Raw genomic sequence first — 15966 nt, 5'->3', positions numbered from 1 at the left:
GAAGATAAATGGATCACGATTTCAAATCAGGATCCGTTCGATCGCGTCGACGGTGACCTAGCTGCGGGTGCGATGGTGGGCATCATCGAGATCGCCGCCGGATGGAATGGCGCGGGACTGGATGAACCAGTTTGCCGTAGCCGGTCTGGGCCGCCAGCGTCTCACCGGCCCCGTCAAGATCCCCATCCGCTGCGCGGTTCGCCGAGTGAGCGGCGCACCCTTGACTGCTTGAGCCTAACGGGTGAATAGATCGCCCAAATGTGCGTTTCGCGAGCCGAGAGGGGGAATTATGCGCGATCGGCGTCCGTCGACCTTTTTTGCCGCCGCTGCGGCGCTATCGCTGTCGATCGTTGCGGTCGACGCCCATGCGTCGATCGTTCGACTGAGTAGTGGCCTTACACCCCGGCGGTACGGAGAGCAGTTGGTCGTGGATGTCGACGTGCGAACATTGGATGCACTGCGCATGGAGCCCGAACTCCGCATCGACGATTTCGTACTCGACGATGGCGAGCGCATCCAACTTGAGCTTCACCGATTTCAGCCGATCGCGCCTAATGCGACCGTAAAGCTTGATAACGGAGCCCCATATTCGTTGCGTGTGGAGCATCTTCGCTTCCTACGCGGACACGTCGTAGGGGAGCCCACATCCATCGCCTACCTTGCAGTGGGCGGGGAGTCGATTCGGGGGTTCGTTCAGCTTGCGGACGCGGCGTACATTATCGCGCCTTACAGTCTCCATGACGGCGCAGCATATGTCGTGGAGCGCGCCCGTTCGATACTTGAATCGCTCATACCTAGCGCGGCGGTCGCGCAGACGATCGGAGATGATGAGTGCGGCGGCACGCCGCCGCCGCTCATCCTGCCTGGCGAGGTGTATGCCCCCGCAACGACCCCGCGCCCGGGGCACCTGTGGGCTCCCATAGCAGTCGAGATGCGGCACGATCTCTTCAATCGATTTACATCCTTGATAGAGGCAACTGACTATGCGGTCAACGTAGTGGCGGCGACGTCCGCGATATACGAAGCTCAGCTAGATGTTGAGCTAGATCTTGGGTATTTGCGAATCTACGATACGGGCGATCCCTTGTATTATAATAGCGCCACTAGTGGCGCAGAGCTTCTAGACCGGATGAGTGTATATTGGCAGACGTGCTATCCGAAGAGGTTGCCGCCGCCGTCGAACGCGAATGAGGTGTGCGGTAGTCATCAGCCGGACCGTACGCTTACGCTCTATCGTGCCCTAGCGATCGCTCTAATCGGGGCGGCCCCCTTGGGTTCTGGCGCGGGTCGGGCATATGTTGATACGCTGTGTCGCACATACGCAGTTGGGTACGCGGTCGCAGACCTTAATCGTCCATTTGCGGATTTGCTGGGTAGTGGTACGGTGCCTCACGAAATTGGTCACATGTTCGGCAGCAAGCACGCATCGTGCTATGTACCGCCAATAGATCAATGCAGAGATAACACGTGCTATACGGGTCCGATAGCTACTCCATCGACGGTGTCTATTATGTCGACCTGTACCAATAGAACTAGACCATTGCGATTTGATGATCGTGAGAAAGCTTTGATCCGAAGTAAGGCAGAGGCTGGAGACTGTATGCGTTCGTATGACACCGCGATTGTTCCGGTCGCCGCCGACACAACATTGAACAACTCTGGCCCGGATTCTGCTGCCGGCGGCGTATCGACCGCCTTGACTGCGGGCCGTAATCCATCCGCAGGAAAGGGGGGCTCACCCCTATTGCTGCATACCCAGTTGCATTTCACTTTGAACCTTCCTCCTAGCGTTACCAGTTCGCGGATCGCCGAGGCGTCGCTGTGGCTCTTCGGCCAAGGTGGACAGGGTGCGCCGACGATCAATGTCACGCGGCTGTCCAACGGCTTCTCGGAGAATACTGCGACCTGGAACAGCGAGCTCACGAATCTACCTGCTTCGAGCCCCTCGCCGCTTTCTCAGCAGCAATGGCGCGCCGCGGGCTGGAAGGTATTCGATGTCACGGACTTGGTGAAGGACTGTCGCAGCAATCGAGGTAGCCAATGCTATTGGCGGCTTTCAGAGATCAATGAGACTGATAATTCGACGGCATCGCTATTGAACATGAGTTCTAAGGAGTATGGGGGTGACTTCATTCCACACCTCAGGGTGACGTATCTCCCCTGAACTGCGAGTCAGCCGCGCGCAAAGGAGGTGGCATATGCGTCGCAGAGAGCTGCTGAGGCGGGCATTGGTCGTAATGGTGTCGGTTGTTGCGGCGCCGTGGCGTGGGTTGGCGCGACCGCGATGGGACATAAGGTCCGTGCGGGATGGTGACCAACAGCAGCTCGTCGCACTCATGCGGTCGTGCGTCGCCGATCCCGCCGCGTTCCATGGCCAGTGCCGTGCCTTGGAGTGGACACGGTCGTGGGCGGATCAAGTTGTATCGGATCGTCCCCGCTCGATGGTCGTGACTCTTGACGATCAGGTCGTGGCCTATCTCGACCTGCCGAACCGCAAGTCACCAGATCCAAACCCTCTCGCCGAACGCAATCAGAGGGCATTTTGGTGCGGTGCGGGTGGGGTACGCGCTGACATATTGGGTGTGACCAAGGCGCATCGCGTGTTCCGGCAGCTGCTATACCGTGCCTTTGTCGAAGCACGGGGGATGGGTTTTGAATACGTGCGATGCGCTGCTCCTTGGACGGCACATCCTAGTTTGTCGAGAGCCTTCGCCGACTATCCGGGGCTAACGATGAGTTCATTCACCAGCGACCAGGGTGCGCTGCGCTACCTGATCGAGTGGCGCCTCGAGAATGCGACCCACGCGCTAGCATTGGAAGGCGCGGACTCGGAATTGGGCGCCTAGCAAATGAGATGAGAAGGCCAGCCTCCTGGCCACGAGGTCGGTACGCCCGGTCTCAATACAAATAACGGGCTGGAAGCCCAACCAGGAGCCTGACCATGCAACGGATAATCACGATTGAGAACGAGATGGGAATAGACGTCAGGATCGCTATTCGGAGCTCTGCGTCCTGATAGCTTTTAGCCCAAATAGGGCTCGGTTCTACCGAAGAGAGCAGCGCGTCACGTGCGCTGCGCGCGCCGGCGACGCCAATGGCGACCGACCCACAGAGAAAGAGGCACCAGCAAGGCGACTATTAGGTGAGGTCCAACGAGGGGTTGACTAGCGCGATCGATAAAACAGCCCCCACCACTCGAGTTTGTGTCCGTCCGATTCAAGGTGTTCGAAGTCCTGGTCGGGGTCGGCGAGGGGTGAGGGGTCGCGGTCACAACGACACAGTGTCCTTGGGTATTGCAGTACTCATCGTGCCCGTTGCACAAGTGATCGCAGCAGATGCGTTCGGCAAGGTCGCAGACAGCGCTTGAACATTGTCCGGCCGAATCACATGGCTCGCCGAGTTCGTGAAGAACGAGGCAGTTCCTGAATTCGTCACAGTAGTAATAGAGCGGATCGCAGTCGCAGGGTATGTCGTCTGGGATGCAGAAACCAACCGATCCAGGCTTATCGCAGCGCCCGTCTTCACAAGGTGCAGTGCAGCAGACATGATCGACGCAGAAGGGCTGGCCCGCGTCACATTCTTCGTTGACATTACAATCCGTGTGAGCATCGCCGCTGCGGTCAGCGAGTACCTCAGCGTCGGAAGGGTTGCTAGCTTGGGATGACAACGCGCTAAAGACGAACAGCCCGGTCAACCACGTGATCTTCAGAGTTCTCCTATAGTCCATCGCAACCCGTCCTTTTTCTGTCTTAGTCGCTTCCAGTCGTCAAGCGCAATCTTGGCGTTGAGCCGGAAGACAGAGAATCAGTAGGCCATCGGCACGGGCGAGGGCCTCTAGGGCTGGTACGCGAGGCGTTCTACCTCCTCGAAGACGCTATCACGAAACCGGCGGTTTGGGTATCAGATCAGGATCCGCTCGATCTCGTCGAGGCTGATCTGATCGTTGGTGCGGTCGTAGAGCTTCGTGGTGCGCGGCGACTCGTGCGCCGCTATCTGCTGGGCGTGCTCGAGCGTACCGCCGTTGTCCAGGTAAGCCGTGATGCCGGTCGCCCGAAAGGTGTGGCAGCCGATCGGCGTCAGAATTCCCGCAGCGCGTGCTCGTCGCCGAATCATTTTCCATGCCTCCGGCTGCGATAGGGGAGTGAGCGACAGCGGCCGGCCCGGCGAGCGCATCAGCGTTCGGAAGATAGGTCCCTTACGTTGCTCACGGATCCCGGCGACATCGAGATAGACATCGAGGTATCCCTCGAGCGTGTGGTGAACCGGAACCTCATGCTGCTTCCCACCCTTCTCGTGGAGCCGGAGCCACCAGCGCTTTCCCTGCGGGTAGTAGTCCTCGACCTTGAGGGCGAGGGCAGCGCCGATGCGCGCGAACGAATAGGTGAGTAATCCGATGAGCGCGCGGTCTCTGAGACCGGCGATTGTGTTCGTCTCGATTGAATCGAGGAGCTGGCGCGTCTCCTCGCGCGAGAGCACCGGAGTCTTGCCTCGCTTGACGACGTGCTTGGGGCCACGAACGGCCTGCGCTGGGTTCGTCGCCATGACCTGGCCGACGATCAGCCAGTCGAAGAGCATCCTGACGGCGGCGAGGTGCTGTTTGACGCTCGGCTTGGCGTGCGTGGTGGCCAGTTGTTCGACGTAGGCCGCGACAACCGTTGGGTTGAGCTGCTCAAGGCGACGGATGCCGCGCTTCGAGCACCAGCGAAAGAAATCTCCGACGGCGCGACCGTACGCGCGACGCGTGTTGCGGTTTCGAATGTTCGCAGTGAAGAACTCGATGAAGCGCCAGGAGGCTTGCTCACCGGCCGCCGCGATCGGCGCCGGCAACTGATTGAAGCCGACCTGGATCAGCGCGCGGCTTACCGGTGCCTTTCGAGTCATAGACAATGCATATACTATGTATGATAAAGGACGTTATCATATACGTCAAAGGCCCGTTCGACGGTGCGCCGATTGAGCTGCTAAGGGGGGTTGATGGCGACCATTCGGAGTCCGTTGTCGGGTTGGAATGTGCCGGACCTGACGTCGTCGGTCGACGAGCTCCTTGAAACTTTGGAGTACGTGGCGACGCTGTTGCCGGCCAACGCTGATCCAAAGCACGAGCGCCGGTTGCTTGAAGCAGCACGGCGCGTCGACCACACGAGGCACATGCTCATCTGTGGGTAGAGGAACGAAAAGAGCCGACCCGTGAAGATGTGGGTCGGCTCTGGTGTGAGTCATCGAGCTGGTTTCAGCTCGATGTTGATTATTCTTGTGGGACGAAGCCCGACGCGGAACCGTACATGCTGTCGGCGTCCGTGCCCCAGCGAGCGCCGAACCTGACTCGGCCGCCGCCGAAGTTGAAGCACGGCGTGCGCGAGAAGCGGTCGTGGTCGGGGGGATAGTCGTACTCGTCGCCCGCGCAGTCGATCCAGAGGTCGTCGAGGTGCTTGAGTCGTTCCGGATGGGTCAAGAGCATGATGCCAACCGCGAAGGCTCCGAGACCGAACTCGCTCGAGCTCATCACCTCGCGTGCCCGGCGAGCGCTCTGTCCCCGGTGACGGAGACCGAACTGCGCCGGAACGATCAGAATATCGTTCCCTTCCTGCTCGTCGCCCAGCTTCTTAAGACACGCCTGCGTGTGCGAGTGCTGACGGAGGCGGTTCTGACCGGTCTCGCCCTCACGCCAGTTGTAGAACTGACCGTTGCGGGTCTGGCTCAGAGCCAAGAACACCATCTCGAGCGCGGCGTTGTACGTCGGCGCGATCTTCTCCCAGCGCGGGATGGCGAAGTACCCCTCGGCGTGCGGCGGAAGATCACGGTTGGCGAATACCACGTCGACGATGCCGAGTTCCGGGAACAGCTGACGCAGACGGACGATCTGGTCGACGACCCCCTTGGGCTGGTAGCCCGACAGGTAGCCGTAGTCCGACGCGATCTCCTCGTCGGTGAACTGGGTGCTCAAGGAGAGCTCCTGGACGGCGGTGATGATGCGCGACTGGAATGCGTCGCCGTTCTCGATGAGCTTCAGGATGCCCTCCTGATCCAGGCCGACTTCAGTGAGCGCCTTCTCCGCCGCGTCTTCGACGAAACGGAGGTACTGTTTCTTCTGAGCGTCAGTGATGGACGTGATCGACGGTGTCGTCATCGTCTGGTCCTCATTCAGCCGGCGCGAGCGTCCCGTAGATCGGGAATGGGCTCGTGCTGACTGAAGAGGAGCCGACCCAAGGTTGATGGGTCGGCTCGGGGTGACATCGGTGTCACTCGACGAGGAGATCAGGAAACGGGTCCGGCACGTCCATGATGGCGCCGCGCGACCTGGCGCGCGCGGCCTGTTCGTCGGTGAGGCCGACGACGTGTTGCAGAAACGCGTTCGCAAACTTAGTACTCCCGAAGGCCGCACCAGTCACGTCAGCACCCCAGAGGTCCGCTCCGTCGAGATCGGCGTTTCCGAGATCAGCATCCGTGAGGTTCGCGCCGTAGAGGTTGGCCGAGTGGAAGACCGCACCGATGCAACGCGCACCCGAGAGGTTCGCGCGGGTAAGGTTTGCGCCGGTGAAATTGGCACGACGCAGGTTCACGCCGCTGAGATCAGCGTCTCGAAGAATGACGTCCGAGAGGTCAACGCCGGCGAGATCCATGCCCACAAGGTTGGCGCCGCTGAAGTCGCGGCGGAGCGCACGCTGAAGGTTCCAGCACTCAGCGTGAGCTTCGGTCTTGGCCAGCCGACGAGGCCAGGCGGCCAGGAGACTGAGGAACGCGCCGACCCCAAAAAACAGCAGGGTCGACATCGGATAGCCGGCGGCGTTCAGTGCGCCCAGGCTGCTCAACACAATCAGTGCGAGCATGAGCTTGTCGACGGTTTTCATGATTGTCCTCCTTTGTCTGGCGCGAGGCGGATTGCAGAGAGTTGTCCGTCGCTTATGCGGCGGGACTCGTGCCAGTGGTCAGGAGGGCAAGGTGCTTTCAAGGAGCGATCATGCAGACTAGCAGAAAAGGTCTACGTGGTCAATAGATAGGAGAAGCCGCCAGGTAGTACCTGACGGCTCGGGGGAGTGGGCGGTCGCACCGGCCATGATGCCGTCAGCGCGACACGGACACGCGGGCGGCGCGGCGGCCGGCTCCTCAGTCCTCTGCAAGACACACCTCGACCATCGCTACGGTCTCCAGAGGTTTGATCTCGTAGCTGCAGATGATGAGAACTCGATCGCCATTGATCTCGCGAAGGACAAACCGGATGTCCTCCTCGCCAGGCTGCGGCTTGCGGCACCGTACGATGTCGCTGACCTTCATGGAGTTCTCCTACCAGTAGCCGTCATCCACGAACGAGACGTAGCGGCCTCGGCCAATGATGATGTGATCGAGCACCCTGATCCCAATGAGTTCTCCAACGTCGCGGAGGCGGCGGGTGATGTCGACGTCCTCGCGCGACGGCGTTGGGTCGCCGCTCGGGTGGTTGTGTACGAAGACCACGGCCGCAGCGGCGTCCCTGATCACGCGGGCGAACACGTCGCGGGGATGCACGATTGAGGCGGTGAGCGATCCCTGCCCGACGACGACATCTCGGATCTTGCGGTGCTTGTTGTCGAGCGACACCGCGATGAAGTACTCGACGAGCTCGCAGGCGAGCCGCTCGCGGTAGTGGTCGTAGACGGCGGCTGACCCGGTGAACGGCGTACCTGAAACCCATCCCGTCTCACCGAACCGTCGAGCGATCTCGACGACAGCTTCTAGACGATGCAGCGCGGCCGCCGAGATACCGGCATCTCGATGGTCAGCCGCGTGCGTGCTGGCGAGCTCTCGAAGACTTGAAACCCCGCTGTGGGTCGCGGCGAGGATCGCGGCTGTTCGAGTGCCGAGGAGCAGTGCGAGCAGCTCCGCGTTACTCATGGTCGCCGGTGATGGGCGCGACGTCGCCGAACGAGAGGGGATGGAGAGAGGATAGGTGACCTGCGCATCCCGTACGGTGGGGAACGACAACTCAAGCTGAACGGTTCGCGCCGCCATTAGTGGCACTCCTTGAGCCGCCTCGGCTTCCAGTAGAGGTCCCGCTCAATGCGGAGGCCGGCCGGGCCTCGGATGCCCTCGAGCTCGTCGAGGGAGAAGTAGCCGAACTCGCGCTCAAGCCCGACGACGACGCCGAAGCAGAGGCGCTCGGCCGGGTCGTACTCGGACGCGTACCACGTCCAGTTGGTCCAGGGCGTGAAGAGCTTGAGGTGCGCGATGGCGTCCTCGCCCTGGCCCTCATTCGTGTAGAGTGGCGGAAGCTTGGTTGCGATGTCAGCCGGCATGAGCACGTGCGCATCGCGCGCTTGCGCTCTCGCGAGCGCCTCGTCCCGCTGCTGCTCGCGCAAGGTGTCGGCGGCGTCGTCGCCGCCTTTCGAAGGAACCATGTCGCCCTCCTGGCGCGGCCGGGCGTTCGATCTCGGCGGAATACCGAGGTCGCGTCGAGCCGCGGGGGCGGGCGACGCTAAGCGCCGATGGGTCTTGTGAACGGCGTCGCGAGGTCCGGGCGACCGACCGTCTTCGCGAGCTCAGTAATTCGGCGCTCGGCCTCCTCAAGACGCTGACCGCGCCAAAGGATTTGCTCAATGCGCTCAAGGCGTTCGGTGTGATCGCCGAGAGTAGTCGCAATCGAGCGCATGGTCTCGTCGAAGTGCCGTTCAAATTTCTCGAAGGCCTCGACGGTGAGGGGTTCGGGCATAGGTGAGAGGTGATTAGAGGAAGCTAGTAGGGGACGGCGGTGCTCCCGGCGACGGCGGCGCCTTGAAGAATGGCAACGGCGGCGAGGATCGCGGACAACCGCTCACATCGCTCGGCGCATTTCTCGACGCTGAGATACGGCGCATCGGCCCGATAGAATGCGAGTTCACGCTCGAAGAGCGCAATGGCGGCCGTTCGCTCAGATTGCCGCGCTTGGTGGATTCGAAGCATAGACGAATGAATATCGGCCGCCGCTTGGGCAGGACCGCGTCTGATGACGCGGCGTCGCGGCGGCCTTTGGTTTGAAAGGAAGACCAGCCAAATCGATCGCCGAAACCCCCACCCCTCCGTGGGGCTGCCGATCAGTTTGCTTCGGAAAACTGACGGCTGGAAGTCCGACCACACCGAAGCCTGTGGGCGCCTTCGCAGCCGCCTGCCTGGCGGGAACGTCAATCCACGAAGATCGGCAATCGTCGGTGAGCTGGTTCCATGAAGTGTAGCGTAAGAGAAACAATCAGGCGAGGGCTACGGTGCCCACCACTCGGCGCGTGGCTGTAGGAGCCATGCCGGGGTTCGGCCCGCGGCGGCCACAAGGGACAGAACGACATGGGGCTGGAAGCGATAGAGGTCCCCGTGGAGAGCCACTGCAAACTCCACAGCCGCGAGGTCGAACACCACCACCCCCGTCGTAGCCTCGATCGAGACCCGGCACGGGGACTGGGCCAGTTGCAGCAACTCACTCTGTCCACGAGCTTTGCTTACGAAACGCTGAAGGTAAGGCCACGTCTCGCCTTGGCGTGGCCGGCGGATGTAATCGCGAACGGGATGGAAGCGAGCGTGCAGGGCGACATCGCAGCCTTCCATGGCCGCGAGACATCCAAGTCCAGCCTTGTGAAGTGCGCGAGAAATAAGGGAGTGATCACCTCGCTTCCCGGGAACGTTGAAATGAAGACGATTCCCATCCCGTTCGAGGTACTTCGCGTTAGCGAAGATGTCGTGGTGATTCTGACGGATATCGTAGGCTACACGAAAGCCCTTTTCGTCAACCACGGTGGAGCGAAATCGACCCCGCTTGCCAGGCACGCCTCCGTAGACATGCAAGGCTCTCAGGTGAGGATGCTCGCAGAGCGCTTGATCTAGCTTCCCGGCAAAATAGTTGTTGCAGCGATTGCAGCAGCCTCCGGGTGGGAGAGTGATTGGGGAACCGATGCATTCGGGCAGAGGATGCTCAATAGATTCCGACCCGCCGGTGATCTCGCAGCAGTACACACAGTAGGGCATGTCAGAGTTGGAGACTGGCTGGACCGCCGACAAGCATTTCGGGGCGCGGATCTTGCGTCAGCATGCCACTCCAATAGGCATTGACCACGCGGGTGAGGGCTTCATTGTAGTTCAGCGGCCGAAATCCTGGTTCCTTCAAGTGGTCGGCCAAATCCATGCTCCGCCAATTCTCGTCGCGCAAGTTTGCGGCGATATTTCTCCACACCAAATCAAGAACGATCGTTGGTGTGTCCCCGCGTGCCGAGAGGTGCCCGATTCTGCCATTGCCTCCTCGGCACGCTCCGTGGAACCACTCCGCACAAGCGCGGCAAGGAAAGGCGAACCAGGCCGTGCGTCGGCTTGGATAGGATTTCGGCCGACGAGCGTCGAGGGCGAGCTCGATTCGGCGGTAGTTCATGAAACTGGGATCACCAGCGAGGTCGCGCGGCGGCACCGGAAGAAAGAACACTTGATGGGGGCGGATGGTCGCTCTGACTTTCGGTGCGACATGGAAGGGCTTGATGCCCCGGTCTGTGAATGCCGAAAAAGGGAGGAGTTCCCCGATAGGAAAGTCGTGTTCCGCGACCATCGGTCTTGCATTGATAGCACGGCAATAGAGGAGTGGTTAGTGCCGGGAGGCGTCCTAAACGGGTTGGCCTAGTGGACCAGGGTGGGGGTGCAGACCAAGCGCGTCTCAACGGGCCCGTCCATTCGCTCGGAGTGCGGGGCAGTCGGTGTGCGCGTAACGGAGTTCCTCGGTCGGCAAGATATCCGGCAAGGGCGTGGACGCCGGCGCCAACACGAGTCGCGGATCCGAGTCGAATGATTCGTAGGGTTCGTTGCTGGGATCGAGAAGCTGCGAACACCTCGCGCACGGAGACAGGAACAAGGTACGCGGATTGTCGTATCCGGCGCGTGCCGTCCACCACACGTGATCGGTTAGTAGGCTGTCGGCTGCCTCCATCGAAGTGCGAGCATGGGTGGAAAACATGAAGAAATGCGAACCCTTCTTCTTCTCGTCGGCTTGCTGCGCCGCGGCGCGCAAGCCGTGAAGTCGCTCTTCTGTGGTGGTCAGGAAGAAGACTTTGAAACTGTCCGTGCGTCGATCGTATCGGCGCAAGACACTCTGATTGAGCTGCCAGTAGGCAAGGAGCTTCTGGCGGACGCTGGAGCGCCTCAAGTCGTTGCGCTCGGCGGGCTCCGTGCCCATATCCGTTTCCACGAACCAGCGATACCGATGCTCGCCTGTGTCGATCGTGACAAACGCGTCTGGGTTCAGTGGAAGCGTGAGGGCGCTGCCGTACGCTGGTTCTATCTCAACGATGCGCGCAAACCCGGTCTCCGCCCGGAACGCATCGCCCAGTGACCAGCGAAACGTCCAGTCTTGCGCTTCGGCCGCGAGGCGCAGCGCCAGCAAGAACTCGGTGAGCTGAACCTCATGAGCGATGGCCTGTGGGCGAATGCGCCGATCCCGTTGCCGCCAATCACGCGGATGTCCGTTCGGACTGTTCCACTGTGCGGGGTAGAGGTGGCGGTGGCCATTCACCCCGAGGGCATAGGCGAATGGTTTTGCCGGCTCACCAGGAAGCATCTGATGTCGCGGACGTGAGACAAATTCCGCGTCGAACAACCGGCGCAATCGGTAGCTAAACGCTCGGGCGTTCCTGTCGCCGGCAACGGCGAGGAACAACTGGCGCGACGTGACCAGGCGATGCTGGGCCAGCAGTTCTAGGATCAAGAGATCGTCGGGCTGTAACTTCACGTCGCTGACTCGCCGCGGGGTGAGGCGTCCGGCTTTGTCGCGGCGCCCGTGCCTACCCTTCGGGAGCATTCTTTTTGGTCCGCCGTGGCTTGAGTCGTGATGGTCTGGGTAATTCATCCTCCTCGGGCTCGAAATGTTTAGACGTGAGTAACTCTACGTGCTGTTGAAGAAGCGCGTCAAAGCGGTGCCGCGCCTCAATGAGCGGAAGGGTCGCCGCTTGGTTCTGCTTGATCGTTCTCAGCCATGTCTGCATTTCGTCGCGTGAGTATGATGGTGGCGGCATGGCCGGAATTTCGATGTCCGTCGGGGGGCTTTCATTGACGCGAACGATGCCGAAACGCTGCGCTTGCCCCTCGTCGCGGACGCTGAACCGGCTCGCGTCCATGCGTTCCAGCTCGTCGGCTGTGTAGAAGTACACGGTACGATTCTCGCGGTAGTCGTAGTCGATCCCGTATCCGGATGACTCCGAATCGGAGACAGTCCAACGATCGTTCTCATCGACCGACTCCGAGTGAGAGGACGTCGTTCGGCCAACCACCCGTGGAATGGCAGAGGTACTGAACTCCTCGTGTTTGATCCTGGTGAAGTCTAGACGGTCGCCAAAGAAGCGCCGAGCGAAGTACAGCTTTTCCTCATGGTCGATAATGCGCATTACGATCTCGCCGTTCACGTTGGCGCGGAGGGCCACGTAGCTTTCCTCGCTTTCTAGGCGCGCCTGCTCGAGCGACTGCATCCCCACAAGGAGGTAAAGGCCGTACCCGGCTGTCTCGGCGAGGATCCTGGCGGTGTCCGCGGTGAGGTAGCGGCTCGCCTCGTCAATCGCGAGAAAGAACGGTCGTGTTTCGTCCGACTTCGGCCGCTGCTTGGCCGCCATGAACATCGTCTTGACGAGCAGTCGGATGAAGAGGGTGACGGCCTCGTCGTACTGATCCTTGGGTTCCGCATTGATGAGGATGATCCAGCCCTCGTCCATGAGGTCACGGAAGTTCAGGCCGGCAGTGGTGAAGGTGAGCTTCAGTCGCTCGTCGCGGAACAGGTTGTCGAAGCGGCGAAAGGGAGCGGCGAGTTCATGGTAGCGGTCGAGAAGCCGCGGCAGTTCGGCGATCGCCCCGAGCATAGTGGAGCTCTGCAAGCGCTCGGTAATTGCCTTCTTGATTCGCGTGTCCTGGGGATCAAAGAGGTGGCGCGCCAGCGCGAAGGGCAATCCGAGCGTCAACAGCGAGAGCAGCCCGGCTTCAGTCGTCGTCTTGAGATGCGGCTGATCCGCAGCCCCCGCTTGCCGCCCGAGGGTCGCGAGCAGTGCGGCCGTCAGATTCCCAGCAATGTAGGCGGGGGATTGCCCCTCAATGGAAAAAGGGTCGTACGTGGTTACAAATTCCGGGTCGTTGAGGTCCCAGTAGAGAACGCGATCCGTCACACCCATTTGGCGAAGGTACGACGCCATCCGCCAGTAGCTCGACCCGTGAGGATCAACGTATGCAAACCCAGCGTTGCGATTCTCGCAGAGTTGGCGAAGTACCCATTCTATACCGAAGGTCTTCCCGCTGCGCGTCGTTCCGTAGTACGCGAGGTGCGGGCGCTCCTTCGGCTCACGCGGATAGATGATTGGGCAAAGCGGTCTTCCAGGAAGGTGTCCCAAGAAGAACAGCGCCCGCAGCGCGGCCAACTCGAACTCATTCCACGCGGATTCCCGCTCGACGGAGCGCCTCTTTGATCGTCTCGTCATTGAATTGGGTCCCAAGAATGTCGCGAAGCTTCGCGACGGTGTCGGCGGTCTCGATTTCCGCCGCCGCCCGAATGAAGCGGGCAGCGTCGGGACCGCCATCGTGCTTGCGCGCCTGTGCGCGCAGCATGGCCGCCGCCGTTTCAAACTGCGTCAGCGGCGCCGCCGGCGCTTCGTCGGCGTCCCTTGGTTCGAGTGGTGCCGGCGCAGGTAAATCATGTGGCGTCTTGCGTTGCCGTAGCGATGACCCAACCGCCAGCGCCAAGAGCCACGGCGCCGAGCAGCAGGCACCGAAGAAAAGCGTGAGAACGAGAAACGCAGGATCGTCGTTGGCGACCGCGGCCGCATGGAGCACGGAGAATACGTGCTGCGCGGTGCCGTCCCAGACGATGATTGCCGGCCCCGCCACGGCAAGCCAAACCGCGCCGGTAGTGTGCGTCGTCGCGATTTGCCAGGCGATCGACAACAGGAGCGACGCGGCGCAGAGGGGCGCGACGAATTGCCGGAGCACGATTGGTCGCTGGAGATCGTCGAGATCAATCAATACTTTGACGATCAACAGTGGTCCGGAGACGAGGATGATAGCGTGGAGCGTGACGATCGCTTCATCGAGCCATTCGGCGAGGATAGATCGAGGAGGAGTGGATACCATTATCGCTTGCGGGAAGGCGGGTTGGCGTGAGCTTCCGCCCACGCCAACCCGACGTGCAGTGCCGCGTCAGCCGATCCTGCGCACGCGGTGGCGCAGCTCACGGACCTCGCCCGTGAGCGCATGCGCCGCGACGCTGGCCGCGGTGGCGGTGACCACAGCGGCGCCCAGCGCGTCGCCGCCGCGCCGTGAGTTCTTGGCCGCCTGATAGGCCGCCGCAGCGGTTCCTGCGGCCAACAGGCCGATTGCTCCTCGGAGGATGGACATTGTCACTTCTCCTTTCGGGTTATGCCGTCCGAGAAATTTCGGAACGGGAGGGCATTTGCGATCAGGGTAGTTGCGGTGACGATTATGAATTGCCGCAGACGATCGCCGTCGCTGAGGTAGTTCAGGAGGTAGTCGACGGCTGCACTGCGAATCGCCGCAAACAGCGCGACGACCAGCGCGAGCGCCGCGCTCCTGCAGAGAGCGACCGCGAGACGCGGCCAGAAGCGCACCGTCATCGTGCCGTATCGTCGCCCGATGCGGTCGCGGGGCGTCGCACGGGCGTACGTCGGGGTGCGCGCGATACCTCTCCGCCGATCGGCTGAATGCGCACGTTCACCGTGCGCATTAGCGCCGTGCAGGACTGACAGCCGCCGTGAATCTCGGTGACCTGGTGAGCCGGTCGCCCGTCGGTCTTCGATTTCATCGGAGTGCCAGCGGCAAGCCTGATCAGGACATCTACCGCGGTATGATCCTCACGGCACTGCGCAAACGGAAAGTGGGTCAGTCGGAGCGGTGCACGGGTGATAACCAGCAGTGTCGCGGTCGTTGGAAAAGCATCGAGCGCCGCTGCAAACCCGGGAAACACCCGGTCAATGATGTAGGGCGTGACGCCGATCACGTCGTGGCGCCGCGACGTGATTGTCCACCACGTGCGAGTCGCCACGTGAAGAGCGATCAAGGGGAGGAGGTCGCCGGCGCGCCAGCGCCGCCATAGATCGGCAGCCCGATCCACGCGCGCCGCGTGGTGAGGATCGGACTCTCGGTGTCTACGTTGGCTGTCGCGGATCTGCCGCCGGCGGTAGCCCTTCCAACAGGTTTCGCAGCCAGCGCAGTTCGCAAAGTGGAAAGTGCCGCAAGCCGGGCACGATTCAGGCTCGATGGAGGCGGACATCCTCACGCCTCCTCGCCATGCTGCCGATATTCGCTAGCGAGGACCGCTCGCCTGCGGCGGCGCTGGCGCGATGCCCGCGAGTACTGAACGATCGATGCCTTATCGCGATCGCGCCAATCGCGGTAGTATGAGCCGCCTGGTTGTCGCTCCCGTCGCTTCCATAGCCGACTGGCAAGCTGGGAATGCTGGAAGCAGTACTTTCGAAAGCCGGGCGCTACGAAGTTCGAACAGTATACACCGAAAGCCTCATAGGCGCGGCACTTGCGATCGTTAATTTGCTCTTGCGGCATCCTTCCTCCTTCGACCGTGATTGGAAGGACCTCTTGCCGGCAAGAGACAGCTATCTGGAATTGCTAGCTCTACATCGCACCCGATATCTACGGGGGAACCCGTCTCGGCGCAACTGATTTTCCGCTGACGCATTCCGACGCCGAGTCAGCGCGATTAGGGGTCATCAGCTCCAATACTTGACATATAAGCTGTGCTTATGCTAGGCAGTACGAGGACGCGGCTCGTTCCGCGCTCCACCCCTTGAACGGGAAGGGAGGTGCCCACTATGGGTGTCTGGAGGTCGTTCAAGCAGCGGGTCACTCCCGAGGTGAGCCGGCAGTTGGAGGAGGAGGCTGAGCGCCTCGCCTGGCTACGGTTGCAGCTTGGTCTCGCGTTCCGTGAGGCGCAGGAGGAGGCTGTAGACACATACCACGAACAACGGAAAGAGGATTAATGGCAGG

Annotated in this window: 20 protein-coding genes; 5 read left to right on the top strand and 15 right to left on the bottom strand. The window is 61.3% G+C overall.

Going from position 1 to position 15966, the window contains the following annotated elements; genetic code table 11:
• Nucleotides 1-289 precede the first annotated feature (289 nt).
• The 3 genes from KF840_19455 (at nt 290) to KF840_19445 (ending at nt 3664) form a co-directional block, all read left to right on the top strand.
• A complete protein-coding gene (locus KF840_19455; GenBank protein MBX3027086.1) occupies nt 290-2164 on the top strand; it encodes a DNRLRE domain-containing protein in 1875 nt (624 codons plus the stop codon).
• A gap of 304 nt (nt 2165-2468) precedes the next feature.
• Nucleotides 2469-2846 (top strand): hypothetical protein, encoded by a 378-nt coding sequence (locus KF840_19450; GenBank protein MBX3027085.1) that lies wholly within the window; start codon nt 2469-2471, stop codon nt 2844-2846.
• A gap of 557 nt (nt 2847-3403) precedes the next feature.
• The gene (locus KF840_19445) at nt 3404-3664 is read left to right on the top strand and encodes a hypothetical protein (GenBank protein ID MBX3027084.1); all 261 of its coding nucleotides are present in this window, start codon (nt 3404-3406) and stop codon (nt 3662-3664) included.
• A gap of 236 nt (nt 3665-3900) precedes the next feature.
• On the opposite strand, the gene KF840_19440 is transcribed toward KF840_19445, so the two are convergent.
• Nucleotides 3901-4881, bottom strand: coding sequence for a tyrosine-type recombinase/integrase (locus KF840_19440; GenBank protein MBX3027083.1), 981 nt, complete (start codon nt 4879-4881; stop codon nt 3901-3903).
• A 93-nt stretch (nt 4882-4974) separates the two neighbouring features.
• Between KF840_19440 and KF840_19435 the strand changes: the two genes are divergently transcribed.
• Nucleotides 4975-5166 carry a hypothetical protein gene (locus KF840_19435; GenBank protein MBX3027082.1) on the top strand — a complete coding sequence of 64 codons (192 nt, stop codon included), beginning with the start codon at nt 4975-4977 and terminating at the stop codon, nt 5164-5166.
• Between the two features lie 79 nt (nt 5167-5245).
• Here KF840_19435 and KF840_19430 read toward each other — a convergent pair whose 3' ends face one another.
• From KF840_19430 to KF840_19400, 7 genes are all read right to left on the bottom strand, one after another.
• Nucleotides 5246-6127, bottom strand: coding sequence for a hypothetical protein (locus tag KF840_19430; protein ID MBX3027081.1), 882 nt, complete (start codon nt 6125-6127; stop codon nt 5246-5248).
• 112 nt (nt 6128-6239) lie between these two features.
• Nucleotides 6240-6848 carry a pentapeptide repeat-containing protein gene (locus KF840_19425; GenBank protein ID MBX3027080.1) on the bottom strand — a complete coding sequence of 203 codons (609 nt, stop codon included), beginning with the start codon at nt 6846-6848 and terminating at the stop codon, nt 6240-6242.
• A gap of 256 nt (nt 6849-7104) precedes the next feature.
• Nucleotides 7105-7272: a hypothetical protein gene (locus KF840_19420; GenBank protein MBX3027079.1), complete on the bottom strand. Its 168-nt coding sequence runs from the start codon at nt 7270-7272 to the stop codon at nt 7105-7107.
• 9 nt (nt 7273-7281) lie between these two features.
• Complete coding sequence (gene radC / locus KF840_19415) at nt 7282-7869, bottom strand: DNA repair protein RadC (GenBank protein ID MBX3027078.1); 588 nt, start codon at nt 7867-7869, stop codon at nt 7282-7284.
• Between the two features lie 116 nt (nt 7870-7985).
• A complete protein-coding gene (locus tag KF840_19410) occupies nt 7986-8270 on the bottom strand; it encodes a DUF2958 domain-containing protein (protein MBX3027077.1) in 285 nt (94 codons plus the stop codon).
• Between the two features lie 179 nt (nt 8271-8449).
• Nucleotides 8450-8683 carry a hypothetical protein gene (locus KF840_19405; GenBank protein MBX3027076.1) on the bottom strand — a complete coding sequence of 78 codons (234 nt, stop codon included), beginning with the start codon at nt 8681-8683 and terminating at the stop codon, nt 8450-8452.
• Between the two features lie 23 nt (nt 8684-8706).
• Nucleotides 8707-8913, bottom strand: coding sequence for a hypothetical protein (locus tag KF840_19400; protein MBX3027075.1), 207 nt, complete (start codon nt 8911-8913; stop codon nt 8707-8709).
• A 375-nt stretch (nt 8914-9288) separates the two neighbouring features.
• On the opposite strand from KF840_19400, the gene KF840_19395 reads away from it, so the two are divergent.
• Nucleotides 9289-9822 (top strand): hypothetical protein, encoded by a 534-nt coding sequence (locus KF840_19395; protein ID MBX3027074.1) that lies wholly within the window; start codon nt 9289-9291, stop codon nt 9820-9822.
• Nucleotides 9823-9964: 142 nt separating this feature from the next.
• On the opposite strand, the gene KF840_19390 is transcribed toward KF840_19395, so the two are convergent.
• The 7 genes from KF840_19390 to KF840_19360 all read right to left on the bottom strand — a co-directional run bounded on the left by KF840_19390 (nt 9965) and on the right by KF840_19360 (nt 15235).
• Nucleotides 9965-10531 (bottom strand): hypothetical protein, encoded by a 567-nt coding sequence (locus KF840_19390; protein ID MBX3027073.1) that lies wholly within the window; start codon nt 10529-10531, stop codon nt 9965-9967.
• A 105-nt stretch (nt 10532-10636) separates the two neighbouring features.
• The gene (locus tag KF840_19385; GenBank protein MBX3027072.1) at nt 10637-11704 is read right to left on the bottom strand and encodes a replication-relaxation family protein; all 1068 of its coding nucleotides are present in this window, start codon (nt 11702-11704) and stop codon (nt 10637-10639) included.
• A 52-nt stretch (nt 11705-11756) separates the two neighbouring features.
• Nucleotides 11757-13370, bottom strand: coding sequence for a type IV secretory system conjugative DNA transfer family protein (locus KF840_19380; protein ID MBX3027071.1), 1614 nt, complete (start codon nt 13368-13370; stop codon nt 11757-11759).
• A 7-nt stretch (nt 13371-13377) separates the two neighbouring features.
• Nucleotides 13378-14079, bottom strand: coding sequence for a hypothetical protein (locus KF840_19375; GenBank protein MBX3027070.1), 702 nt, complete (start codon nt 14077-14079; stop codon nt 13378-13380).
• 66 nt (nt 14080-14145) lie between these two features.
• Nucleotides 14146-14343 (bottom strand): hypothetical protein, encoded by a 198-nt coding sequence (locus KF840_19370; protein ID MBX3027069.1) that lies wholly within the window; start codon nt 14341-14343, stop codon nt 14146-14148.
• Nucleotides 14344-14345: 2 nt separating this feature from the next.
• Nucleotides 14346-14579, bottom strand: a complete 234-nt coding sequence (locus KF840_19365) for a hypothetical protein (protein MBX3027068.1) — start codon at nt 14577-14579, stop codon at nt 14346-14348.
• Complete coding sequence (locus tag KF840_19360) at nt 14576-15235, bottom strand: hypothetical protein (GenBank protein ID MBX3027067.1); 660 nt, start codon at nt 15233-15235, stop codon at nt 14576-14578. Before KF840_19360 ends, KF840_19365 begins: the two co-directional genes overlap by 4 nt.
• Nucleotides 15236-15966 lie beyond the last annotated feature (731 nt).

It is taken from the genome of bacterium (assembly GCA_019637795.1).
In the GTDB taxonomy this organism is placed as follows: Bacteria; Desulfobacterota; Binatia; order HRBIN30; family CADEER01; genus JAHBUY01.
The sequence above is the reverse complement of the archived record's forward strand: the minus strand, read 5'-3'. Positions and strand labels throughout refer to the sequence as shown.